Source organism: Janthinobacterium sp. JC611 (assembly GCF_018682595.1).
In the GTDB taxonomy this organism is placed as follows: Bacteria; Pseudomonadota; Gammaproteobacteria; order Burkholderiales; family Burkholderiaceae_D; genus Janthinobacterium.
The window spans coordinates 340,265-362,163 of the sequence record NZ_JAFLJN010000001.1 but is presented as its reverse complement, the minus strand read 5'-3'; the positions used below and the strand labels follow the sequence as shown (position 1 = coordinate 362,163).

The window sequence follows — 21,899 nt, the reverse complement described above, 5'->3', positions numbered from 1 at the left end:
GCTACACCGCCTCTAGAATAGAAAAACAGAATATGAAACACGTTGCCCGCAAACGCTTTGGCCAGAACTTCCTGCATGACCGCTTCGTCCTCGACGACATCACGGCCGCCATCGCGCCGCAGGCGGATGATGCCATGGTCGAGATCGGCCCCGGCCTGGGCGCCATGACGGAGCAGCTGCTGCGCCACCTGAAGCACATGCACGTGGTGGAACTGGACCGCGACCTGATCGTGCGCCTGGAAAAGACTTTCAACCCGGCCAAGCTGACGATCCACTCGGGCGACGCGCTGAAATTCGATTTCGCGCAAATTCCCGTGCCGGCCGGCCAGAAGCTGCGCATCGTGGGCAACCTGCCATACAATATTTCCAGCCCGCTGCTGTTCCATCTGGCGGACTTCGCGCCGCTGGTGCAGGACCAGCATTTCATGCTGCAAAAGGAAGTCGTCGAACGCATGGTGGCCGAACCGGGCAGCAAGGCGTATGGCCGCCTGTCCGTGATGCTGCAATGGCGCTATGACATGTCGCTGCTGTTCATCGTGCCGCCGACGGCCTTCGATCCGCCGCCGAAAGTGGAATCGGCCATCGTGCGCATGATCCCCGTGGCCGAGCGCCTGGCCTGCGACCAGGCCACGCTGGAAGCGGTGGTCATGAAGGCCTTCTCGCAACGCCGCAAGGTAATCCGCAACTGCCTGGCCGGCATGTTTACGGAAGAGCAGATCAAGGCGGCCGGCATCGATCCGACCCTGCGTCCGGAAACCGTGGGCCTGGAGCAGTATGTGGCGCTGGCAAATCTGTTGAAGGCGCCCGCCTAAGCCCCTGGTTTAACTTAAAACCACTGGTCGACCTGCTGCAGATCTTGCCGCAACGCTGAAAAGCAGTCGTCGACATGGTGGTTGCGGCTGATCTCATTGCGCCGCATCAAGGCGATCTTGCGCTTGCAGGTGGGCTGGCGCAGCGGCGCCACGTGCAGGTCCTCGTCGTTGAGGAAGGTCGTGTACAGGCTGGGCATGATGCCCACGGCGATGCCGGCGCGCACCACGCCGTACAGCGACTCGCTGTGGATCATCTGGTACAGGCTCGACGGGCTCAAGCCATGCTGGCGCAGGGCGCTCGAGGCGAACTCCCAGATGCTGCCCTTGGTAAACACGACGATTTCCTGCCCGGCCAGCTGCTCCCAGCGCACTTCCTTGAGCGGCGCCAGCGCATGGCGTCCCGCCGTCACCAGCACCAGCTCGTCCTCGAACAGGCCGACGCTTTCCAGCGACACGGAACCGGGCACTTCGATGCCCACGCAAAAGTCCAGCTGGCCCGAATGCAGGGCGTGCAGCAAGCCATCGTTGGGCATGTCCGACAGGACGATTTCCACTTCGTCGCCATGCTGCTCGCAGTAGCGCGCCACCACCACGGCCGTCATCGCCATGGCCGACGGGATGGCGCCGATGCGGATGCGGTGCCGGCCGCTGCCGATGGCGCGCTGGATATCGGCAAACGTGTTGCTTGCCGTATTCAACAAATGCGTGGCGTAATCGAGCGCCAGCTTGCCTTCGCGCGTCAGCTCCAGCTGGTGGGTTGTGCGGTTAAACAACTTTTTTCCCAGTTGATTTTCCAGCAGCTTGATCGAGGCGCTGAGGGCCGGCTGGGTCACGCACAATTCCTGTGCAGCCTTGCTGAAGCTGTTTACCCGGGCTAGGGTGGCAAACGCTTGTAAATGTCGTAAGGAAATTTTCTTGCTCAACTCATGCATGGCTTTGCTTATTAGAAAAAGTAATGGATTTATAAAAATAAACAAATTTTCTTATCCCGCAATTTACCATATTCTGGACTGGTCTTTACTTGTCTCGAAGGCAACAATCTTCGGAGAAGCGCTTGCCAGGCGGCGCCGGTACTCGCGGCGGTGCGCCAGGCAAGGGACGCATCAATCAAATAATTCCAAAAAAACTCAGGGTTTATTCTTTTTAGGGTGGCGGCGATGAACAAATGGATGACGGGAACGATGGTAGTGGGTGGCTTGCTGGCGGCGCAGGGCGCCGCGCAGGCGCAAAGCAGCGTGCAAGTGTATGGCTTGCTGTCGGCCGGTATCGGCTATGTGTCGGATGAGGGGAACGGCAGCCGCACGCATGCGCTGAGCGGCACGAACCAGAATCCCCGCATCGGTTTCCGCGGCCAGGAAGACCTGGGCAACGGCACCAAGGCGATCTTCGTGCTGGAAAACGGTTTTAACGTGATGACGGGCACGGCTTCGCAAAGCGGCCGTCTGTTCGGCCGCCAGTCGTATGTGGGTTTGTCCAGCAACGACAAGGGCACCCTGACCCTGGGCCGCCAGTACGAAGCCGTCAAGGATTTGCTGGGCCCGGTGGTCATCGCCAGTAACGGCGTGCACATCGGCGACAACGACAATGGCTACAACAACCTGCGCGTGCAAAACGCCGTCAAGTACGTCAGCCCGAACATCAGCAACCTGTCGTTCACGGGCTTGTATGGTTTCAGCGAGAACCCGGCCGATTCCAACCGCAACCGCGTCTACAGCATGGGCGCCGGCTACAAGGTCGATGCCTTCAGCTGGGCCGTCGCCTACACCAGGATGGACCACCCGAACAGCCCGGATGCGCCGAATGGCGCCATCGGCAATGACTACGGCAGTTCCCTGTTGATCTTCAACAAGAGCGCCGTCAAGGGCGCCGGCGTGGACAGCCAGGCCATCGCCGGCACGGGAGGCTTTTATAATGTCGGCAAGACCAAGTTTGGCGCGCTGTACACCAACGTGCGCTACCACTACCTGGATCAAAGCAATCTGACCTTGCAAAACGTGGACCTGAACGTGAACCACAAGCTGACGGAAGCGTTGAACCTGGGCGCGTCGTATTTCTTTACCACTGGTAAATATGACGTGATCAACAAGACGCCGAAATGGCATCAGGTCAATTTCCAGGCCGATTACTTCCTGTCCAAGCGCACCGATGTCGCCGTCACCTGGAGCTACCAGAAAGCGGCAGGCGATGCGACGTTCGCGCGCGTGTTCGGCTTCGGCGCCTCGGGCGGCAAGACGCAAAGCGTCCTGATCGTCGGCATGCGACATTATTTCTGAGTCTGATTCATCTTTACAGGCGCTGTCCCGCAGCGCCGTCCCCTGAAAGGAAGCATCTTGAAAAAGCACCTCATGTTGGCGTTGAGCCTAGGCTTGCTGGCTAACGCCGCCCACGCGGAAAAGCGCGAGCTGGTCATTTCGGCCTACCCGATTGCCCAACCCTTGTTCATGAAGTATGTGTACGAGCCGTTCAAGGCCAAATGCGGTTGCGACATCAAGGTGGAAACGGGGAATAACGCGGACCGCATCGCCAAGCTGGCGGTGCATGCGAAGAACCCGGTGATCGACCTGGTGCTGCTGTCCGATTCCGGCATGCTGGAAGCGGCGCAAAAAGGCGTCATCCAGCCCATGGATTACTCCAAGCTGAGCAATTACAAGGCCCTGTACGACGTGGCGAAAAACCCCATCGGCGGCAACTACGCCGTCGGCTACACCTTGTATTCGGTCGGCCTGGTGTACCGCAGCGACAAGATCGCCCCGCTGACGTCGTGGAAAGACCTGTGGCGCCCCGAACTGAAGGGCCGCGTGGCCTTCCCCGACGTGAGCACCACGCAGGGTCCCCTGATGCTGCGCATGGCCGATGCGGCCTGGGGCGGCAAGACGGACGACTACGCGACCGGCTTTGCGAAGATCGTCGGCATGAAGGGCAACGTCGTCACCTTCTCGAAAAACAGCGCGCAGCTGGCCGCCCTGTTCGCGCAGGATGAAATCTGGGCCGCGCCCGTGGCGCGCTTCACCTGGTCGCAGATGCTCAAGACGGGCCTGCCCCTGAAGTGGAGCATCCCGGCCGAAGGCCAGGCGGCCGGCATGAACGTGATGGGCATCGTCGCCGGCTCGAAGAATGCGGACCTGGCCTACCAGCTGATGGATTTCTGGCTGTCCAAGGAAGTGCAGACGCAGCTGGCGACCAACCTGGTCGACTCGCCCGTCAACAAGGACGTGCGCCTGTCGGTGGCCGCCGCGCAATTCAATACCTATGGCGCCGACCAGATCAATTCGCTGAAATTCGTCAAGCCGGAAACCATCATCAAGCAGCGCACGAATTGGATGACGCAGTGGAACAAGGCGATGAGCAAATAGTGGTGACGAGGAGAGAACACCATGTTTGCTGATCCAAAAAAGCGCCTGGGACTGCTGCTGGTCCTGCCGGCGCTGATCTTCATCGTCGTCTGCTTCCTGCTGCCCGTGCTGGCCTTGCTGGTCGACGCCTTCCGCGTCGGCGACGGCATGCAGTGGGGCGTGGACCGCTTCATTGAATTCTTTTCGCAGGAATTTAACCGCACCATCTTCTGGCGCACGCTGCGCATCGCCGCGCTGGTGACCCTGGCCTCCATCGTCCTCGGCTACCCGGCCGCGCAAGCCGTGGCGCGCGTGTCGCCGAAGTGGCGCGGGCTGGTGGTCGGCATGATGATTCTGCCGCTGATGGTCTCGCCGATCGCGCGTACCTACGCCTGGATCGTGCTGCTGGGCCGCAACGGCGCCGTCAACGCGGCGCTCGTCAACATGGGCTTGACGGAAGAGCCGCTGCGTTTGCTGTTCAGCGAATTCGCCGTCTTTGTCGGCTTGCTGCAATTGCTGCTGCCGCTGATGCTGATGTCGCTGGCGGGCGCGCTGGAAAACCTGCCGCGCGACGTGGAACCGGCCGCCGCCACCCTGGGCGCCAATCCCTGGCAAGTCTTTTGCAAGGTCACCCTGCCGCTGACGCAGGAAGGTCTGGTGGTCGGCGGCACGCTCGTATTCACGGGCTGCGTGACGGCCTACGTGACGCCGGCCCTGCTGGGCGGCACCAAGGTGCTGATGCTGGAAACCCTGCTGTACCAGAAGGTCAGCGTGGAGAGCGATTTCGGCGCCGCGAACGTCATCGCCGTCATCCTCGTCTGCATGACCCTGCTGGTCAATGCCGGCCTTAAACGTATTTCCTCGAGCCGGAGTTCCGTATGAAAGAAAGTGTCTTTTCGCGCGCCGTCCTGTGGCTGGTGTTCCTGTTCCTGCTGGGGCCTTTCGCCATCGTCGTGCTGGCCGGTTTTAGCGGCGGCGAAACGCTGGCCTTCCCGCCCGAGTCCTACTCGCTGCGCTGGATCATCGAAGTGTGGGCTGCGCCCGAGTTCCGCCGCGCCTTCCAGACCAGCCTGGAAATCGGCCTGATCGCCACCGTCATCGCGCTGTTGCTGGGCATTCCCGTCGCGTACGCGTTTTCGCGCATGCCGCCGCCGGGCATCGGCGCCATCCGGCAAATCCTGACGTCGCCGCTGATCATCCCCGCCATCCTGGTCGGCCTGGGCTTGCTGCACCACCTGGTGCTGACGATTAACGCGCCCGTCTACGTGGGCCTGTTGATCGGTCACGTCGCGCTGCTGATCCCGTACTCGGTGCGCGTCGTGTATGCCAGCCTGGTGAACCTACGCGTGGATATCGAGGATGCCGCCATCACCCTGGGCGCGTCGCGCCTGCGCGCCTTCTTCATGATCGTGCTGCCGAACATCCGCAATGCCGTGATCGCCGCCTTCTTCCTCGCCTTCGTCACCTCGTTCAACCAGGTGCCCGTCTCGCTGTTCCTGACGGGGCCGGGCATCAGCACCTTGCCGATCGAGATGCTGGGGCATATGGAAAACAGCTTCGATCCGTCGATCGCTGCCCTCTCGACCTTGCTGGTCTTGTTCACCATGGCGTTCGTGATGGTGACCGAGAAGGTGCTGGGCATTTCTAAATACATGTAAGAGGCAACACACGATGAGTTATCTGGAACTGCACAAGCTGAACCTCGGCTACGCCAAGAACACGACGTCCGTGAAAGACCTGGACCTGCACGTCGAGCAGGGCGAACTGATTTCCCTGCTGGGCCCCAGCGGCTGCGGCAAGACCACCACCATGCGCGCCATCGCCGGCCTGATGCCGCTGCAGTCGGGCCGCATCGTGCTCGACGGCCGCGAGATCGGCAAGCTGGCGCCGAACAAGCGCAATATCGGCATGGTGTTCCAGTCGTACGCGCTGTTCCCGCACCTGAACGTGTACGACAACATCGCTTTTGGTTTGCGCCTGCGCAAGGTGGCGCCAGCCCTGCTGAAAACGAAAGTCGAAGCCGTGATCGCGGCCGTGGGACTGACGGGTTTCGAGACGCGCCTGCCGGCGCAGATGTCCGGCGGCCAGCAGCAGCGCGTGGCGCTGGCGCGCGCCATCGTCGTCGAGCCGGCCCTGCTGCTGCTCGATGAGCCGCTGTCGAACCTGGACGCCAAGCTGCGCGTGCAGATGCGCGCCGAGCTGCGGCGCATCCAGCGCGAGCTGGGCATCACCATGCTGTACGTGACGCACGACCAGGAAGAAGCGCTGGCCCTGTCCGACCGCATCGTCGTCATGAATGGCGGGCGCATCGAGCAATTGGCCGCGCCGGAAGCCGTCTTCAACACGCCGTCGACGCGCTTCGTCGCCAACTTCATGGGTTTTGAAAACCTGTTCGACTACCGCGACGGCGCGCTGCACCACGCGGGCGCCAGCTTGCCGTACACGTCGCCCGTTGCTGCCGGCACCACGGTGCTGGGCTGGCGTCCGGACAAGGTGCGCGTCTGCGCAGCCGACGACGCCAACGCCCAGTATCCGGGCACCGTGCTGGCGCGCGGCTTCCTCGGCGACACCGTCGAATACCTGCTGCAAACGCCTCTGGGCCAGGTCAAGGGCATTTGCGCGGCCGGTGGCGCGGCCTGGCGCGAAGGCACGGCCGTGTCCTTCGTGCTGCCGTCCGACAGCGCCCTGTGCCTGGCCGCCTGACTTTCCTGTGAGAGCATCATGGACAAATCCTTGAAGAAGATCTGGCTCGATACCGACCCCGGTTTCGACGACTGGCTGACGATGCTGCTCCTGGGCAGCAATCCCGATATCGAGTGGCTGGGCGTGAGCGTGGTGGCGGGCAATGCGCCCGTAGCCATCACCTACGACAACGCCTTGCGCATCAAGGCCCATGATGGCTTGACGGTACCGATCTACCGCGGCTGCGAAGAACCGCTGGCCGGCGTCATCGAGACGGCGCAGCGCATCCTCGGCGACAGCGGCATGCCGACGACCGGCGACATCCTGCCGCCCGGCGCGGCCAGCGACGCTGCCGGCCACGCCGTCGACGCGCTGATCGCCGCCGTGCGCAAGCACCCTGGCCAGATCACCATCATGGCGATCGCGCCGATGACCAACCTGGCGACGGCATTGGCGAAGGCGCCCGATATCGCGGAAAAGATCGTCGAGATCATCCTGATGGGCGGCTCGACCGACCAGGGCAACCACACGGCGGCGGCGGAATTCAATATCTACGCCGACCCGGAAGCGGCGGCCCAGGTATTCCAGTCCGGCATCCCGCTGCGCATGTTCGGCTTGAACCTGTGCCGCCAGTTGCTGGTCACTACACTGGAAGTGGAGCAGCTGCGCGCCATCGGCACGCCGCGCGCGCAGCGTCTGGCCGGCTACCTGGAAGCGTATGTGCGCATCCGCAGTGCCGACGGTTCCGTGCCCATGCCCATGTACGACCCGGTGGTGGCGCTGTACCTGGAAGCGCCGCAGCTGTTCCAGTTCCAGAGCGCCCACGTGGCCATCGAATTGACGGGCGAACTGACGCGCGGCATGACGGTGTGCGAATTCCGCGTGCCGCGCCGCGCGCCCGTCAACACGCAGGTGGCGATGCTGGCCGATGGCCCGGCCGCCATCGAGCGCTTGATGAGCCGCCTGGCCGCCATTCTCGTCTGACCCACTTCATTACGAAACGAGCTTCATGTCTAATTCCCCCCTGAGCATCGAACAGTTTTTACGCGCCATGCCGAAAGTGGAGCTGCATTGCCACCTGTTCGGCACGGTGCGCCAGGCAACCTTCCGCGCGCTGGCCGCCAAGGCGGGCAATGCCGTCACCGCCGAGGAGATCGACGCGTTCTATACGCGCGGCGACAAGCCCGTCGGCGTGTTGCGCGTGCTGCGCGCGCTCGACGCGCACCTGATCGTCTCGCCCACGGACCTGTATTGCCTGGCCTACGAATACCTGGAAGACGCGCATGGCCACGGCGTGCGCTATGCGGAGTTTTTCTGGAATCCGACCGGCACCGTGCGTGTCTCGGGCATCCGTTACGATTCGGCGCAGGACGCCATCGTGGCCGCCATTCGCGACGCGCAGCGCGACTTTGGCGTCATCGGCCGCCTGATCCCCAGCATCGACCGTGAAGCCGCTCCCGCCGAAGCCATGCAGATGGTGGAATGGATGAAGGCGCACCGCGCGCCGGAAGTGATCGGCATCGGCATCGACTATCGCGAAAACGACCGCCCGCCGGAGCTCTTCATCGAAGCCTACCGCGCCGCGCGCGAGGCGGGCTTCAAATGCACGGCGCACGCCGGTGAATTCGGCATGCCGTGGATGAACGTCGAGACGGCCATCGAGCGGTTGCAGGTGGACCGGGTCGACCACGGCTACACGATCGTCGACAATCCTGAACTGGCGCGGCGCTGCGTGGAACGGGGCCTGGTCTTCACCGTGGTGCCGACCAATTCGTATTATCTGCGCACCCTGGCGCCCGAGCGCTGGGCGCTCGACCACCCGATCCGCGCCATGGCCAAGCTGGGCTTGAAACTGCATCCGAACACGGACGACCCGACCCTGCACCACGTGACGCCGACGGGCGCCTGGATGATGATGCGCGAATTCGGCTTCGGCCTGGACGACATGCGCGGCTTCATGTTGAATGGCCTCGACGCGGCCTGGATCGATGAATCCACGCGGCGCGACTGGCGCGCGCAATTTGCGCGCGAATTCGACGCCTTGCGCGCAAGGGTCGTCGACGCCTCCTAAGCCGATACGGGCGGCACTGCCAGCAGCAGCGACGGAAACGCCCGCTGCGGGCAGCTTTGCCGCTCGCATACCTTGCAGCCCGTGCCGATCGGCGTGGCGCTGGAAGGGTCGTGCAGATCGAGTCCCTTCGAGTAAATCAGCCGGTGCGCCTGTGAAATGTCGCAGCCCAGCGCCACGGCAAAGGTCTTGCCCGGCGCGCGGAAACCGGGCGAGGCCGTGCTGACCTGGCGCGCGATCCACAGATAGGTGCAGCCGTCGGGCATGCTGGCCACTTGCGTGAGCACCTGGCCCGGATGGCTGAAGGCGTCATACACGATCCACAGCGGACACGTGCCGCCCACCCTGGAAAAATGGAAGTCCGTGGCCGACTGGCGCTTCGAGACATTGCCGGCCCGGTCCACGCGCACGAAGAAGAAGGGCAAGCCCGCCGCCTCGGGGCGCTGCATGGTGCTCAAACGGTGGCACACGGCCTCGAAACCCACGCCGAACTGGTGCGCCAGGCGCTCGATATCGTAGGCGCGCGTTTCCGCCGCCTGCAAAAAGCGCTGGTACGGCATCAACAGGGCGCCGGCAAAGTAATTCGAGAAGGCCAGGCGCGCGCCCGTTTGCGCGGCTGCGCCGGACAGTCCCGCCGCCAGCACCAGGGCGTCGATCAAGTCGCTGTGTTCGAGCAGGCTGATTTGCGCCGCCATCTGGAAGGCGCGCTGGCCGCCCGTCAGGGTGTCGGGCAGCCACAGGATGTGTTGCTGGGCATCGTAGCGGTGCTTGCGCACCATGCCCGCGTCGCCATCGGACAAGCGTACCTCGATGCCGTGGCGCTCCAGCAGGCGGCCCTGCAGCGCGTCGAGTGTGCGCAGGGCGGGATCGAGTTCGCCCGCCACCAGCTCCGCCGCCCGGTCCAGTTCATCGATGTAGTTTTGCCGCCGGTTCAGGTATTCGCGCACTTCCTCGTCCGTTGACGGGGCCGCCGAACTGGCGCCGCGGCTGCCGTCGTCGAGGCGCGCGGCCAAAGTATCTGCCCGTTCCGCCATCACGCGGTAGCGCCGTTGCAGCAGCAAAATCGAGCGCGCCAGTTCCGGCATATTCTCCACCAGCATTTTCAATTCCGCCATCGAGGTGGGCGGCGCGTCGGGCAGCTCGCCGAACACGTCGCGCACGTCGGCCACCAGGCTGGCGCTGTCGTGTTCGGAAAAGATTTGCGGATCGACGCCCAGCACCGTGCCGATGCGCAGCAAGATCGGCACCGTCAGCGGGCGCTGGTTGCGCTCCATCTGGTTCAGGTAGCTGGGCGAAATGCCCAGGGACTTGGCCAGCGCCACCTGTGTCATGCGCCGTTCCTCGCGCAGGCGCTGCAGGCGCACGCCCATGAAAACCTTCGCCATCGCGTCTCCTCTTCCCCGGTTTGTGGAATCTGCAAATTTACAATCTTTGCAGATTAACAGATTCAGCTTTGCATTATCTCGCATTTTCACGCCTTGTTCGTGGCGGCGATTGTGCGAATAATGCAAACAGACCCATACCCACACAAGGAGACACCGAGTGACCACGCAAAACGCTATTCCGACCGTTCCCCTCTTGATCAACGGCGAGTGGGTGGAATCCCGCACCACCGTCTGGCGCGACGTCGTCAACCCCGCCACGCAGGAAGTGCTGGCCCGTGTGCCGTTCGCCACGCCGGACGAAGTCAATGCCGCCATCGCCTCGGCCCAGCGCGCTTTTAAAACCTGGCGCAAGACGCCGATCGGCGCGCGCGCGCGCATTTTCCTCAAACTGCAGCAACTGATCCGCGAAAACATGGCCGACCTGGCCGCCACCTTGACGATGGAACAGGGCAAGACCCTGCTCGACGCGGAAGGCGACGTCTTCCGCGGCCTGGAAGTGGTGGAGCACGCCGCCAACATCGGCACCCTGCAAATGGGCGAATTCGCGCAAAACGTGGCCGGCGGCGTCGATACCTACAGCGTGATGCAGCCGCTGGGCGTGTGCGCCGGCATCACCCCGTTCAACTTCCCCGCCATGATCCCGCTGTGGATGTTCCCGATGGCGATCGCCTGCGGCAATACGTTTGTCTTGAAACCATCGGAACAAGATCCGCTGGTGACGGAAAAGCTCGTGCGCCTGGCGTTGCAGGCGGGCATCCCGGCCGGCGTGCTGAACGTGATTCACGGCGGCGAAGACGTGGTCAACGCCCTGTGCGACCACCCGGACATCAAGGCGATCTCGTTTGTCGGCTCCAGCAAGGTGGGCACGCATGTGTACCAGCGCGCCAGCCTGAACGGCAAGCGCGCGCAATGCATGATGGGCGCCAAGAACCACGCCGTCGTCTTGCCGGACGCAAATAAAGAACAGACCCTGAACCAGCTGCTGGGCGCGGGTTTCGGCGCGGCCGGCCAGCGCTGCATGGCCGCTTCCGTCGCCGTGCTGGTGGGCGAGGCGCGCGAATGGTTACCGGAACTGGCGGCCAAGGCGCAAACCTTGACGGTGGGCGCGGGCAAGGACAACCCGGACCTGGGCCCCGTGATTTCCTGCGCGGCAAAGGAACGCGTGCACAGCCTGGTTGCCAGGGGTATCGAACAGGGCGCCGTGCTGACCCTGGACGGGCGCGACGTGAAGGTCGACGGCTATCCGAATGGCAACTTCGTGGGACCGACGATCTTGTCTGGCGTGAAACCCGGCATGGTCGTGTATGACCAGGAAATCTTTGGCCCCGTGCTGATCGTCGTCGAAGTCGATACCCTGGACGAAGCGATTGCCCTGGTGAACGCGAATCCGAACGGCAATGGCACGGCGCTGTTCACGCAAAGCGGCGCGGCCGCGCGTTACTTCCAGGAAGAAATCGACGTGGGCCAGGTCGGCATCAACGTGCCCATCCCCGTGCCCGTTCCCCTGTTCAGCTTTACGGGTTCGCGCGGCTCCAAGTTGGGCGACCTGGGCCCGTTCGGCAAGCAAGTCGTGCTGTTCTACACGCAGACGCAGACGATCACCCAGCGCTGGTTCACGGACGCGGCCTCGGTGGGCAAGGTCAACACCACCATCAGCCTCAAATAAGGAGCTGGCATGGACTTTGAACTGAGCGACGAGCAGCGCGAGTTCCAGCAGGCGGCGCGCGCGTTTGCCGACGGCGAACTGGCGCCGCACGCGGCGCATTGGGATGCGGAATCGATCTTCCCGGTGGAAACCATCGCCAAGGCGGGCGAGATGGGCTTTTGCGGCCTGTACACGCCGCAGCGCTGGGGCGGCCTGGGCCTGTCGCGCCAGGACGCGGCCATCGTCTTCGAGGAGCTGGCGGGCGGTTGCACCTCGACCACGGCCTACATCACCATCCACAACATGGCCACCTGGATGCTGTCGCGCTGGGGATCGGAAGCCCTGTGCGACGAATGGGTGCCGGCCCTGGCCGCCGGCCAGAAGCTGGCCAGCTATTGTTTGACGGAACCGCAATCGGGTTCGGACGCGGCCTCCCTGCGCACGAAAGCCGTCAAGGATGGCGATTTTTACGTACTCGACGGCACGAAGGCGTTCATTTCCGGCGCGGGCCAGACGGATATGCTGATCGTCATGGCGAGAACCGGCGGCGAGGGCGCGGCCGGCATTTCCGCATTTGCCGTGCCGGCGAATTTGCCCGGCATCGTGTATGGCAAGAAGGAAGAAAAAATGGGCTGGAACAGCCAGCCCACGCGCATCATCAGCTTCGACCAGGTGAAAGTGCCGGTTGGTAACTTGTTGGGCGCGGAAGGCGAAGGCTTTGCCATCGCCATGAAGGGCATCGATGGCGGACGCATCAATATCGCCGTGTGTTCGGTCGGCACGGCGCAGGCGGCCTTGACGCGGGCGCAGGCCTACATGAAGGAGCGCACGCAGTTCGGCCGCGAGCTGGCGCAATTCCAGGCCCTGCAATTCAAGCTGGCCGATATGCTGACGGAGTTGGTGGCGGCGCGCCAGATGGTGCGCCTGGCGGCCTGGAAACTCGACCAGGAAAGCCCGGACGCCACGGCGTATTGCGCCATGGCAAAACGTTTCGCCACGGATGTGGGTTTTAATGTCGCCAACGACGCGCTGCAACTGCACGGCGGCTACGGCTACATCCGCGAGTATCCGCTCGAGCGCCACGTGCGCGACACGCGGGTGCACCAGATCCTGGAAGGGACGAATGAAATCATGCGCCTGATCGTCGCGCGAGCGATCTTGAAAGACGGCGCCACGGAGACCTTACGATGACAAAAGTGTATACGAATTTGCTGCTGGAACGCCGTGGCCACACGGCCCTGGTGACCCTCGACAACCCGCCCGCCCACACGTGGACCCTGGCCAGCCTGCGCGCCCTGAAGGAGCTGGTGGCCGACCTGAATGCGGACCCGGACGTGTACGCTCTCGTGATCACGGGCGGCGGCGCCAAGTTCTTCTCGGCCGGCGCCGACCTGAACGTGTTTGCCGACGGCAACAAGGACACGGCCTTCGCCATGGCCGCCGCCTTTGGCGAAGCGTTCGAGGCGCTGTCCGCGTTTCGCGGCGTCAGCATCGCCGCCATCAATGGCTATGCCATGGGCGGCGGACTCGAATGCGCGCTCGCTTGCGACATCCGCATTGCCGAGGAACACGCGCAGATGGCCTTGCCGGAAGCGTCCGTCGGCTTGCTGCCGTGCGCGGGCGGCACGCAGCATTTGCCGTGGCTGGTGGGCGAAGGCTGGGCCAAGCGCATGATTTTATGTGGCGAGCGCGTCGATGCGGACAAGGCCCTGGCCATCGGCCTCGTCGAGGAAGTCGTACCAACCGGCAAGGCTGCCGCCACGGCGCTGGCGCTGGCCGCCAAGGTGGCGCGCCAGAGCCCCAGCAGCGTGACGGCGTGCAAGACCCTGATCCAGGGCGCGCGCAGCCATCCGCTCGTCGATTCCCTGCCCGATGAACGCACCTTGTTCCTGGGTTTGTTCGATACGCAAGACCAGAAAGAGGGCGTGCAGGCGTTCCTGGAAAAACGTGCCGCGGAGTGGAAGAATGGCTGAAAGCACCCTCATTGACACTGTAAAAATCGAGGAACGCGACTGTCCCGGCGGCATGAAGCTGGGCGTCATCACCCTCGACGCGCCGAAGTCCTTGCATGCATTGACCCTGGAGATGATACGCGCCATCGATGGCGCCCTCGTGCGCTGGGCCGGTGATGCGCAGATTGCCTGCGTGGTGCTGCAATCGTCGACCGACAAGGCCTTCTGTGCCGGTGGCGACGTGCGCAGCCTGCGCACGGCCGTCGCCGAGCAGCCGGACGTTGTGCCGAACCCGCAGGCGCTGGCCTTCTTTGCCGAGGAATACCGGCTCGACCACCGCATCCATACCTATGCGAAACCGCTGCTGGTGTGGGGCGGCGGCATCGTCATGGGCGGCGGCCTGGGCCTGATGGCCGGCGCCAGCCACCGCGTGGTCACGGAAAGCACGCGCATCGCCATGCCGGAAATCACCATCGGTCTGTTCCCCGACGTGGGCGGCAGCTGGTTCCTGGGCCGCATGCCGGGGCGCAGCGGCCTGTTCCTGGGCTTGACGGGCGCGCCGATGAACGCGGCCGACGCCCTGTTCGCGGGCCTGGGCGACTATTTCCTGCGCCAGGAAGAGCGCGCCATGGTGCTCGATGCGCTGGCGCTGGCGCAATGGCAAGCCAGCCCGGCGGCGAATCACCAGCAACTGAGCCGCTTGCTGCGCGGTTTCTCGGCGCCGTCATCCATGCTGCCCGTGTCCGAAGTGCGCGCCAACTTCGACGCCATCGCCGCCTTGACGCAAGCGCCCACCTTGCCCGAAGTGGTGGCCGCCATCGCCGCCTATGACGGCGATTCGGCCTGGCTGCAAAAGGCGGCCCACTCGCTGGAAAAGGGCGCGCCCAGCTCGGCCGCCCTCGTGTGGGCCATGCGTGTACGCACGCGCCACATGAGTCTGGCGCAAGTGTTCCAGCTGGAACTCATCGTTGCCGTGCAATGCTGCGCCCATGCCGACTTTTCGGAAGGCGTGCGCGCCTTGCTGATCGACAAGGACAACGCGCCGCAGTGGCAGCCGGCCAGCCTGGCCGAGGTCGGCGATGCGTATCTCAATGCCTATTTCACGGCGCCGTGGGATAGCCATCCCTTGCGCGATTTACATTAAAAGAACAACAGGAGACAGACACATGCAACATATCGCTTTTATCGGCCTGGGCAACATGGGCGCGCCGATGGCCCGCAACCTGGTGGCCGCCGGCTTCCACGTATCCGTGTTCGACCTGGCGCCGGCGGCAGTGGCGTCGCTGGTCGAGGCGGGCGCCACGGCGGCCGCCTCCGCCAGCGCGGCCGTGCAGACGGCTGACGCCGTCATCACCATGCTGCCTGCCAACAAGCACGTGCAGGAACTGTACCTGGCCGCAGGCGGCGTGCTCGATTCGGCCAAGCCGGGCGCCCTGTTCATCGATTGCAGCACCATTGCCGCCGACGTGGCGCGCCAGGTGGCGCAGGCGGCCAGCGAGCGCGGCTTTGCCATGATCGACGCGCCCGTCTCGGGCGGTACGGCGGGCGCGGCGGCCGGCACCCTGACCTTCATCGTCGGCGGCAGCGAAGCGGCCTTGCAGCAGGCGCGTCCCCTGCTGGAAAAGATGGGCAAGAACATCTTCCACGCGGGCGAGGCGGGCGCGGGCCAGGTAGCGAAGATTTGCAACAACATGCTGCTGGGCATTCTGATGGCGGGGACGGCCGAGGCGCTGAACCTGGGCGTGGCGCATGGCCTGGACCCGAAAGTGTTGTCCGACATCATGGCCAAGAGTTCGGGCCGCAACTGGACCCTGGAAGTGTACAACCCGTGGCCCGGCGTCATGGACGGCACGCCCGCGTCGCGCAATTACACGGGCGGCTTCGGTACGGCGCTGATGCTGAAGGACCTGGGCCTGGCGCAGCAGTCGGCCTTGTCTGCGAACGCGCCCACGCCCTTGGGCGGCCTGGTGCGCCAGTTGTACCAGATGCATGCGCAAGCCGGTTATGCGCAGCAGGATTTCTCCAGCATCGTGCAGATGCTGCAGCCGGGCTTGAATCAAGCCGCCTGAGGAATTTTTGGGCAAAAAAAAGCCCGCTGGTGAAAGCGGGCTAAATCCAATTCTTGGAAGAGTTGGAGGAGACAGATGCATTATGCTGCATCGCCACATATAACTCCAATTTATCTTTGGAATATCAACTATAAATTGCTGTGATATCTCTTCCCGGTAGCCGCGCAGCGGCTACCGCTCCCGCCGCTCAGCCTGGATTGCAGGCGATCTTCACTGCCGTTACATTCGCTTCGCCCATGGTGCCGCCGCCTGTGCCCGACTGTACGACGCACAGCAGACCCTTCGGCTGAACGGAGACGCTGACGCCATAGGTGTCGCCATAGGCGACTGAGCCGGCCATGGTAAAGGTCGTGGCGTCCTTGGCCACCGTTGTTGTTGTGCTACCGTTAATCAGCACCAGGCCGTCCACGGTCAGGCCGGAAATCGTGCCGCCCACGGTATAGCTGTTTTGCGAGCAAGTAACCGCGGCGCTGATATTGATGTAATGGCCAGCCGAGCCGGAACCACCGCTGATGCCGCAAGTCATGTGGGCCGGTTGTTGCTGGACGGTGATGTCGTACTGGGTGCCGTAGTCGATGCGCTTGGCAAAGGTGAACGACGTTTTTCCGGCAGGAATCGGCAGGGGCTCGCCGCCATTGGCGAGGATCAGTCCTTCATTGTTCAAGCCGGAGATCGTGCCGCCAACCTCATACGAGGCCTTGCCGCCGCAAGCGGCCAGTCCCAGGGTCAGCAGCAGCGCGGCGAGTGGGCGCAAGCAGGATAACTTCATGTATTTCTCCAAAAAATAAGTGACGGATCGCAAGGATTACTGCGGCGTGCAGTCAAGTGTGGCCGCGGTCGTGGCGGCAGAACCCATCGTGCCGACCGTATCGCTGCCGTCGGCACTCTTTGAACCCTGGAAGCGGCACTTCAGGCCCGTTGGCTGAGCCAGGATGGAAATACCGTATGCGGCGCCGTCATCAACGCTTTTGAATTCGTAGGTGGTGGCGCCAGTCAGCGGGCTGATGCCGTTGGAGCCCATTACCAGGCGCAAGCCATCGGCGCTCAAGCCCGTGATGGCGCCGCTCAGCGGATAGGAATTGGTCACGCAGCTCACGAAGGCCGTGGTCACGGTATAGCTCGATGCCTTGCCGGCGCCATTGGTAATCGTGCAGACGGCGCCCTTGGGCTGTTGCGCGATGGTGATATCGTAACGGTCATCGGTGCTGACCAGCTTGGTGAAAACAAAGGAAGTCTGGCCGGCGGAAACCGGCAAGTTTTCGCCATTATTCAGGAGAATCAGGCCATCTTTTGCCAGATTGGAGACTTGGCCACTCAGATACAGGTTGCCGCCGCTGCCGCCGCAAGCTGCCAGTGTGACGGCGCAAGCCGCCGCCAGCATCGAGCGCAGGTACAAATTTTTCATACATTCTCCAAGACGAATTAGGTTGGGTAGCGCAACGCGGACGCTGGCGCCGCATTGGAATGGCGCCTATTTTAGTCTATCTGGCAAGCTGGATGACCTTGCCTTGTATCACCCTGTAACAATTTTTCGCCGGGAAGCGCTGGCCCGGCCCCATTTCATGGGGGCGCAGCCATGCCGGCGGCGGCGATCGGTGCGACAATAGATGCAGGCTGCGCACTGTGGCGCGGCATCCACCGTGAGTCCCATGTCCCTTGCTCCTGTAAAACCTGCCGTGCCGCCCAAGGCCATCCTGTTCGACCTCGACGATACCTTGTGGCCCATCGCGCCCGTGATTGCCGCCGCCGAAACCCTGCTGCACGACTGGCTGGCCACGCATGCACCCAAGGTGGCGCAGCAGTTTTCCATCGAGCTGCTGCGCCAGCACCGTCTGGCCATGCTGAACGAACAACCGCATTTCCATGGCAACCTGATCGAGTTGCGCCGCGCGGGTCTGCTGGCCGCCTTCGAGGCTGCCGGCGAGGATGCCGCCCTGGTCGACGGGGCCATCCTGCAATTTTTGGCCGCGCGCCATCGCGTCCAGCCGTATGACGATGTCTTGCCCGGCCTGGCCTGGATGGGCCAGCGCATGCTGCTCGGCTCGATCTCGAATGGCAATGCGGACCTTGAAATTATCGGCCTGGCGCAGCATTTTAAGGTGTCGATTGCCGCCAGCGATTTCGGCGTGGCCAAGCCCGACGCCAGCATCTTCCTGGCCGCTTGCGCCGCGCTGGGCGTGGCGCCCCATGAGGCTGTGTATGTCGGCGACGATCTGTATTTCGATGTGACGGGAGCGCAAGGGGCGGGCATGCGTGCCGTGTGGATGAACCGCAAGGGCAGCGACGCCCACCTGGCCGCTGGCGTGCAGCCCGATGCCATCTGCGCCAACTTTGATGAATTGCTGTTGTGGCTGCAGGGGCAACTGGAAGATTGATCGCCGCCGGCCGGGCGAACGTGCATAATAGGCGCTGTTGCTGCACGTTCGGCCGCTTTCGTTGCCGCTTGCTTAACAAAATACTTGCCTAATTAAAAACCATGCAACTCGATACACGTGCCCAAACACTGCTGAAAGCCCTGGTCGAGCGATATATCGCCGACGGCCTGCCGGTCGGTTCGCGCGCCTTGTCGAAAATTTCCGGCCTCGACCTGTCGCCGGCCACGATCCGCAACATCATGGCGGATCTGGAAGAGCTCGGCTATGTGTCCAGTCCGCACACCTCGGCCGGACGCATCCCCACGCCGCGCGGCTACCGCATCTTTGTCGACACCTTGCTGACCGTCCGGCATCTGGACGAACACCTGGTGGAACCGCGCATGCGCCTGCAGACGCCGCAACCGCAAAAAACCATCGCCAACGCGGCGCAGATGCTGTCGTCGCTGTCGCAGTTTGCCGGCGTCGTGCTCAGTCCGCGCCGCGAATCCGTGTTCCAGCAAATTGAATTCCTGCGCCTGTCCGAAAAACGCATCCTGCTCGTCATCGTCGCTCCCGGCGGCGACGTGCAGAACCGTTTATTGCTGACGGAGGCCGACTATACTCCGGCGCAACTGGTGCAATCGGCCAATTACATCAACCAGAATTATGGCGGCCTGTCCTTCGACGCCGTGCGCCTGCGCCTGCAGGGGGAATTGCGCCAGTTGCGCGACGATATGGGCAGCCTGATGCAGGCTGCCGTGGAGGCGGGCAGCGAAGCGATGGCCGACCATAGCGATGACATGGTGATTTCCGGCGAGCGCAACTTGCTCAGCGTGAGCGATTTGTCATCGAATATGCATTCGCTGCGCCAGATGTTCGACATGTTCGAGCAAAAGACGGGCCTGATGCAGCTGCTCGACGTGTCGAGCAAGGCGACGGGCGTGCAGATTTTCATCGGCGGCGAATCGAACCTGGTGCCGATGGATGAGATGAGCGTGGTGACGGCGCCGTATGAAGTCAACGGCAAGATAGTGGGAACGCTGGGAGTGATCGGACCGACGCGCATGGCTTACGAGCGCGTCATCCCGATTGTCGATATCACGGCGAAATTGCTGTCCAGCGCACTTAGCCAGCATTGAGCGTGATGCCAACCGCCCCATGGGGGCGGCCGGCCTGGGTCAGGCGGTTTTGTGCGGGCAAGCCGTCTTGATGCAGTTGCCGTAGATGGCCAGCGCGTGTTCGGCGATCTTGAAGCCGCGCTCTTCGGCCACTTTTTGCTGGCGGATTTCGATGTCTTCGTCGAAGAATTCCTCGACCCGGCCACAGTCGAGGCACACCAGGTGGTCGTGGTGGGAACCTTCGTTGAGCTCGAAAATCGCCTTGCCGGTCTCAAAATGGTTGCGGTTGAGCAAGCCTGCCTGTTCGAATTGCGTCAGGACGCGGTAGACAGTTGCCAAACCGACATCCATATTGTCGGCCAGCAGAATCTTGTAGACGTCTTCCGCGGTCAGGTGGCGTACCGGGCTACTCTGGAAGATATCGAGTATCTTCAGCCGTGGCAGGGTGGCTTTCAGGCCGCTTGCCTTGAGATCACTAGGATTGTTACTCATGTTTGTTGCTCGTATGTGGGTCAGGTGCTTTATCATATAGCGTTTTGTCGGGGAGTGCCAAAATATGCATTTTCTGGCGGGCCGGTCACTCCTGGCGTTTTGTTCATCCAATTGAGGTCATTTATGCGCGTAACACCGGCTGTATTGCCATCTCTCTGGCACCGTATTTCATTTCGAGCACCAGTCGTGGCAGGCATGGTTTGTGTCGCGTTGGCCATGTCCGGCTGCGCCAGCCGTGGCATCCTGGGCGAAAAGCCGGCAGCCGCTCAAAAAGAAGGCAAGGAACTGGTGCCCGAGCAGGGCGCACAAACGACCACCATCACGCCGCTGCAAAAGTTCATGTGGTTTTTCTCGCCCTACCGTCCTGACATTCAACAAGGCAACTTTGTCTCCGAAGAGATGCTGGCCCAGTTGAAAGTGGGCATGACGCGCGACCAGGTACGTTTCGTCCTCGGCACTTCCTTGCTGACCGATATCTTCCATGCCGACCGCTGGGATTACCCATTCCGCCTGGCGCGGGGCAGTGGCGAAACCACCAGCAGCCGCGTGGTCGTGTACTTCGGCAAGGATGGCAAGGTGGAACGTTTCGAAGGCGGCAACTTGCCGACGGAAAAAGAATACATCGACCGCATCGCCGGCCCATCGCCGTTTGCCAAGGTCGCCAAGGCCGACGTGCCTGCCGCCGCCGTGCCGTCGCCCGTGGCGCCGAGCGCCGTGCCGGTGCCGGCCGATGCCGCGCCCGCCATTCCTGTGAGCAAGCCTGAAGTTGTGCCGGCGCCTGCCGCCGAACCTGCACCGGCACCCACTGCCGAACCCACCAAATAAGTTGCTGTAAGAGAATAAAATGACTGAACTGAAAATTGCCATCGCTGGCGCCAGCGGCCGCATGGGCCATATCCTGATCGAAGCGGTCAGCAATGCGCCGGACGCCGTGCTGGCCGGCGCGCTCGACCGTGCCGGTTCGCCATCGATCGGCCAGGATGCCGCCGCCTTCCTCGGCAAGCCGGCCGGCGTGCTGACGGAGTCCGACCTGGCGCAGGGCCTGGCGAACGCCGATTTCCTGATCGACTTCACGCGTCCCGAAGGCACCTTGCAGCACCTGGCGTATTGCGCCGAGCACGGCATCAAGATGATCATCGGCACCACCGGTTTCGATGAGGCGGGCAAGGCGGCGATTGCCGCCGCCGCCGAAAAGACGGCCATCATGTTCGCGCCGAACATGAGCGTGGGCGTGAACGTCACCATGAAATTGCTGGAGCTGGCGGCGAAAAGCCTGTCCGAAGGCTATGACATCGAAATCATCGAAGCGCATCACCGCTTCAAGGTCGATGCGCCGTCGGGCACCGCCCTGCAAATGGGAGAAGTGGTGGCCGGCGCCCTGGGCCGCGACTTGAAGGAATGCGCCGTGTACGGCCGCGAAGGCGTGACGGGCGAACGCGACCCGTCGACCATCGGCTTTGCCACCATCCGCGGCGGCGATATCGTCGGCGACCATACGGTGCTGTTTGCCGGCATCGGCGAGCGCATCGAGATCAGCCACAAGTCGAGCAGCCGCGTCACCTACGCCCACGGCGCCCTGCGCGCCGCGCGTTTCCTGGCCGACAAGCCGACCGGCCTGTACGACATGCAGGACGTGCTGTCGCTGAAGAACTGAGGAAGACCATGGCCACTGCCATCCTGAATGGAAAAGACATCACCGACGCGGCGAGCTTCCACGCGCAATGCGTGCAAGCCTTCGGCTTCCCCGCGTTTTACGGCAACAGCATGGACGCCTGGGTCGATTGCCTCAGCTATCTGCGCGACGATGAAAACATGACGCAGTTCCGCTTGAAGCCGAACGAAGTGCTCGACATCGTGGTGCAAGACGCCGCAAGCATGAAGGCGCAAGTGCCTGATTTATTGGAAGAAATCACGTTTTGTATCGCCGGCATCAACGAGCGCTATGAAGATTACGGTGAAAAGCCGGCGTTGAAGTTGACCCTGGAATAAT

General features: G+C 63.0%; 23 protein-coding genes. 18 read left to right on the top strand and 5 right to left on the bottom strand.

Annotated features, from left to right (window positions below; translation table 11 throughout):
- Positions 1–32: 32 nt before the first annotated feature.
- Entirely contained in the window at positions 33–812 is a 780-nt protein-coding gene (gene rsmA, locus J0O65_RS01655; RefSeq protein ID WP_215403461.1) for a 16S rRNA (adenine(1518)-N(6)/adenine(1519)-N(6))-dimethyltransferase RsmA, read from the top strand.
- A 14-nt stretch (positions 813–826) separates the two neighbouring features.
- On the opposite strand, the gene J0O65_RS01650 is transcribed toward rsmA, so the two are convergent.
- Positions 827–1,744 (bottom strand): LysR family transcriptional regulator, encoded by a 918-nt coding sequence (locus J0O65_RS01650; protein WP_034778821.1) that lies wholly within the window; start codon positions 1,742–1,744, stop codon positions 827–829.
- Between the two features lie 225 nt (positions 1,745–1,969).
- On the opposite strand from J0O65_RS01650, the gene J0O65_RS01645 reads away from it, so the two are divergent.
- Genes J0O65_RS01645 through J0O65_RS01615 form a run of 7 tightly spaced genes read left to right on the top strand, consistent with a single transcriptional unit; the run spans position 1,970 to position 8,897 of the window.
- Positions 1,970–3,085, top strand: coding sequence for a porin (locus J0O65_RS01645; protein WP_251373220.1), 1,116 nt, complete (start codon positions 1,970–1,972; stop codon positions 3,083–3,085).
- A gap of 57 nt (positions 3,086–3,142) precedes the next feature.
- Positions 3,143–4,165: an ABC transporter substrate-binding protein gene (locus tag J0O65_RS01640; RefSeq protein WP_251373219.1), complete on the top strand. Its 1,023-nt coding sequence runs from the start codon at positions 3,143–3,145 to the stop codon at positions 4,163–4,165.
- Positions 4,166–4,186: 21 nt separating this feature from the next.
- A complete protein-coding gene (locus J0O65_RS01635) occupies positions 4,187–5,026 on the top strand; it encodes an ABC transporter permease (RefSeq protein ID WP_215403459.1) in 840 nt (279 codons plus the stop codon).
- Positions 5,023–5,802: an ABC transporter permease gene (locus J0O65_RS01630; protein ID WP_215403457.1), complete on the top strand. Its 780-nt coding sequence runs from the start codon at positions 5,023–5,025 to the stop codon at positions 5,800–5,802. Before J0O65_RS01635 ends, J0O65_RS01630 begins: the two co-directional genes overlap by 4 nt.
- Before the next feature lie 13 nt (positions 5,803–5,815).
- Complete coding sequence (locus J0O65_RS01625; RefSeq protein WP_215403455.1) at positions 5,816–6,847, top strand: ABC transporter ATP-binding protein; 1,032 nt, start codon at positions 5,816–5,818, stop codon at positions 6,845–6,847.
- Positions 6,848–6,865: 18 nt separating this feature from the next.
- On the top strand, positions 6,866–7,810 hold the full coding sequence (locus tag J0O65_RS01620; protein WP_251373218.1) for a nucleoside hydrolase: 945 nt from the start codon (positions 6,866–6,868) through the stop codon (positions 7,808–7,810).
- 25 nt (positions 7,811–7,835) lie between these two features.
- Positions 7,836–8,897 carry an adenosine deaminase family protein gene (locus J0O65_RS01615; protein ID WP_215403453.1) on the top strand — a complete coding sequence of 354 codons (1,062 nt, stop codon included), beginning with the start codon at positions 7,836–7,838 and terminating at the stop codon, positions 8,895–8,897.
- On the opposite strand, the gene J0O65_RS01610 is transcribed toward J0O65_RS01615, so the two are convergent.
- Entirely contained in the window at positions 8,894–10,279 is a 1,386-nt protein-coding gene (locus J0O65_RS01610; protein WP_215403451.1) for a short-chain fatty acyl-CoA regulator family protein, read from the bottom strand. The genes J0O65_RS01615 and J0O65_RS01610 overlap by 4 nt on opposite strands.
- Before the next feature lie 157 nt (positions 10,280–10,436).
- Here J0O65_RS01610 and J0O65_RS01605 point away from each other — a divergent pair, with 157 nt between their 5' ends.
- From J0O65_RS01605 to mmsB, 5 genes are read left to right on the top strand one after another with little or no spacing between them, the layout of a single operon-like run.
- Positions 10,437–11,945 carry a CoA-acylating methylmalonate-semialdehyde dehydrogenase gene (locus J0O65_RS01605; protein WP_215403450.1) on the top strand — a complete coding sequence of 503 codons (1,509 nt, stop codon included), beginning with the start codon at positions 10,437–10,439 and terminating at the stop codon, positions 11,943–11,945.
- Positions 11,946–11,954: 9 nt separating this feature from the next.
- On the top strand, positions 11,955–13,115 hold the full coding sequence (locus J0O65_RS01600) for an acyl-CoA dehydrogenase family protein (protein WP_215403448.1): 1,161 nt from the start codon (positions 11,955–11,957) through the stop codon (positions 13,113–13,115).
- The gene (locus tag J0O65_RS01595; protein WP_215403446.1) at positions 13,112–13,897 is read left to right on the top strand and encodes an enoyl-CoA hydratase; all 786 of its coding nucleotides are present in this window, start codon (positions 13,112–13,114) and stop codon (positions 13,895–13,897) included. Before J0O65_RS01600 ends, J0O65_RS01595 begins: the two co-directional genes overlap by 4 nt.
- The gene (locus J0O65_RS01590) at positions 13,890–15,020 is read left to right on the top strand and encodes an enoyl-CoA hydratase/isomerase family protein (protein ID WP_215403444.1); all 1,131 of its coding nucleotides are present in this window, start codon (positions 13,890–13,892) and stop codon (positions 15,018–15,020) included. Before J0O65_RS01595 ends, J0O65_RS01590 begins: the two co-directional genes overlap by 8 nt.
- Before the next feature lie 22 nt (positions 15,021–15,042).
- Complete coding sequence (mmsB, locus tag J0O65_RS01585) at positions 15,043–15,945, top strand: 3-hydroxyisobutyrate dehydrogenase (protein ID WP_215403442.1); 903 nt, start codon at positions 15,043–15,045, stop codon at positions 15,943–15,945.
- Positions 15,946–16,132: 187 nt separating this feature from the next.
- Here mmsB and J0O65_RS01580 read toward each other — a convergent pair whose 3' ends face one another.
- Together J0O65_RS01580 and J0O65_RS01575 are read right to left on the bottom strand one after the other, a co-directional pair.
- On the bottom strand, positions 16,133–16,714 hold the full coding sequence (locus J0O65_RS01580; protein ID WP_215403440.1) for a hypothetical protein: 582 nt from the start codon (positions 16,712–16,714) through the stop codon (positions 16,133–16,135).
- Positions 16,715–16,750: 36 nt separating this feature from the next.
- A complete protein-coding gene (locus J0O65_RS01575) occupies positions 16,751–17,350 on the bottom strand; it encodes a hypothetical protein (RefSeq protein ID WP_215403438.1) in 600 nt (199 codons plus the stop codon).
- Between the two features lie 244 nt (positions 17,351–17,594).
- On the opposite strand from J0O65_RS01575, the gene J0O65_RS01570 reads away from it, so the two are divergent.
- Both J0O65_RS01570 and hrcA read left to right on the top strand, forming a co-directional pair.
- On the top strand, positions 17,595–18,320 hold the full coding sequence (locus J0O65_RS01570) for an HAD family hydrolase (protein ID WP_215403436.1): 726 nt from the start codon (positions 17,595–17,597) through the stop codon (positions 18,318–18,320).
- A 101-nt stretch (positions 18,321–18,421) separates the two neighbouring features.
- Positions 18,422–19,438 carry a heat-inducible transcriptional repressor HrcA gene (gene hrcA, locus J0O65_RS01565; protein ID WP_215403434.1) on the top strand — a complete coding sequence of 339 codons (1,017 nt, stop codon included), beginning with the start codon at positions 18,422–18,424 and terminating at the stop codon, positions 19,436–19,438.
- Between the two features lie 39 nt (positions 19,439–19,477).
- Here hrcA and fur read toward each other — a convergent pair whose 3' ends face one another.
- The gene (gene fur / locus J0O65_RS01560; protein WP_071075246.1) at positions 19,478–19,909 is read right to left on the bottom strand and encodes a ferric iron uptake transcriptional regulator; all 432 of its coding nucleotides are present in this window, start codon (positions 19,907–19,909) and stop codon (positions 19,478–19,480) included.
- 216 nt (positions 19,910–20,125) lie between these two features.
- Between fur and J0O65_RS01555 the strand changes: the two genes are divergently transcribed.
- From J0O65_RS01555 to J0O65_RS01545, 3 genes are read left to right on the top strand one after another with little or no spacing between them, the layout of a single operon-like run.
- On the top strand, positions 20,126–20,734 hold the full coding sequence (locus tag J0O65_RS01555; protein WP_353056141.1) for an outer membrane protein assembly factor BamE: 609 nt from the start codon (positions 20,126–20,128) through the stop codon (positions 20,732–20,734).
- Between the two features lie 19 nt (positions 20,735–20,753).
- A complete protein-coding gene (dapB, locus tag J0O65_RS01550; protein WP_215403432.1) occupies positions 20,754–21,563 on the top strand; it encodes a 4-hydroxy-tetrahydrodipicolinate reductase in 810 nt (269 codons plus the stop codon).
- Positions 21,564–21,571: 8 nt separating this feature from the next.
- Entirely contained in the window at positions 21,572–21,898 is a 327-nt protein-coding gene (locus tag J0O65_RS01545) for a barstar family protein (protein ID WP_215403430.1), read from the top strand.
- Position 21,899: the final 1 nt, after the last annotated feature.

Bases quoted from the DNA above. Each gene is read 5' to 3' on its own strand.
- rsmA (WP_215403461.1), top strand. From the start codon at position 33: ATGAAACACGTTGCCCGCAAACGCTTTGGCCAGAACTTCCTGCATGAC.
- J0O65_RS01650 (WP_034778821.1), bottom strand. From the start codon at position 1,744: ATGCATGAGTTGAGCAAGAAAATTTCCTTACGACATTTACAAGCGTTT.
- J0O65_RS01645 (WP_251373220.1), top strand. From the start codon at position 1,970: ATGAACAAATGGATGACGGGAACGATGGTAGTGGGTGGCTTGCTGGCG.
- J0O65_RS01635 (WP_215403459.1), top strand. From the start codon at position 4,187: ATGTTTGCTGATCCAAAAAAGCGCCTGGGACTGCTGCTGGTCCTGCCG.
- J0O65_RS01630 (WP_215403457.1), top strand. From the start codon at position 5,023: ATGAAAGAAAGTGTCTTTTCGCGCGCCGTCCTGTGGCTGGTGTTCCTG.
- J0O65_RS01625 (WP_215403455.1), top strand. From the start codon at position 5,816: ATGAGTTATCTGGAACTGCACAAGCTGAACCTCGGCTACGCCAAGAAC.
- J0O65_RS01620 (WP_251373218.1), top strand. From the start codon at position 6,866: ATGGACAAATCCTTGAAGAAGATCTGGCTCGATACCGACCCCGGTTTC.
- J0O65_RS01615 (WP_215403453.1), top strand. From the start codon at position 7,836: ATGTCTAATTCCCCCCTGAGCATCGAACAGTTTTTACGCGCCATGCCG.
- J0O65_RS01610 (WP_215403451.1), bottom strand. From the start codon at position 10,279: ATGGCGAAGGTTTTCATGGGCGTGCGCCTGCAGCGCCTGCGCGAGGAA.
- J0O65_RS01600 (WP_215403448.1), top strand. From the start codon at position 11,955: ATGGACTTTGAACTGAGCGACGAGCAGCGCGAGTTCCAGCAGGCGGCG.
- J0O65_RS01595 (WP_215403446.1), top strand. From the start codon at position 13,112: ATGACAAAAGTGTATACGAATTTGCTGCTGGAACGCCGTGGCCACACG.
- J0O65_RS01590 (WP_215403444.1), top strand. From the start codon at position 13,890: ATGGCTGAAAGCACCCTCATTGACACTGTAAAAATCGAGGAACGCGAC.
- mmsB (WP_215403442.1), top strand. From the start codon at position 15,043: ATGCAACATATCGCTTTTATCGGCCTGGGCAACATGGGCGCGCCGATG.
- J0O65_RS01580 (WP_215403440.1), bottom strand. From the start codon at position 16,714: ATGAAGTTATCCTGCTTGCGCCCACTCGCCGCGCTGCTGCTGACCCTG.
- J0O65_RS01575 (WP_215403438.1), bottom strand. From the start codon at position 17,350: ATGAAAAATTTGTACCTGCGCTCGATGCTGGCGGCGGCTTGCGCCGTC.
- J0O65_RS01570 (WP_215403436.1), top strand. From the start codon at position 17,595: ATGTCCCTTGCTCCTGTAAAACCTGCCGTGCCGCCCAAGGCCATCCTG.
- hrcA (WP_215403434.1), top strand. From the start codon at position 18,422: ATGCAACTCGATACACGTGCCCAAACACTGCTGAAAGCCCTGGTCGAG.
- fur (WP_071075246.1), bottom strand. From the start codon at position 19,909: ATGAGTAACAATCCTAGTGATCTCAAGGCAAGCGGCCTGAAAGCCACC.
- J0O65_RS01555 (WP_353056141.1), top strand. From the start codon at position 20,126: ATGTCCGGCTGCGCCAGCCGTGGCATCCTGGGCGAAAAGCCGGCAGCC.
- dapB (WP_215403432.1), top strand. From the start codon at position 20,754: ATGACTGAACTGAAAATTGCCATCGCTGGCGCCAGCGGCCGCATGGGC.
- J0O65_RS01545 (WP_215403430.1), top strand. From the start codon at position 21,572: ATGGCCACTGCCATCCTGAATGGAAAAGACATCACCGACGCGGCGAGC.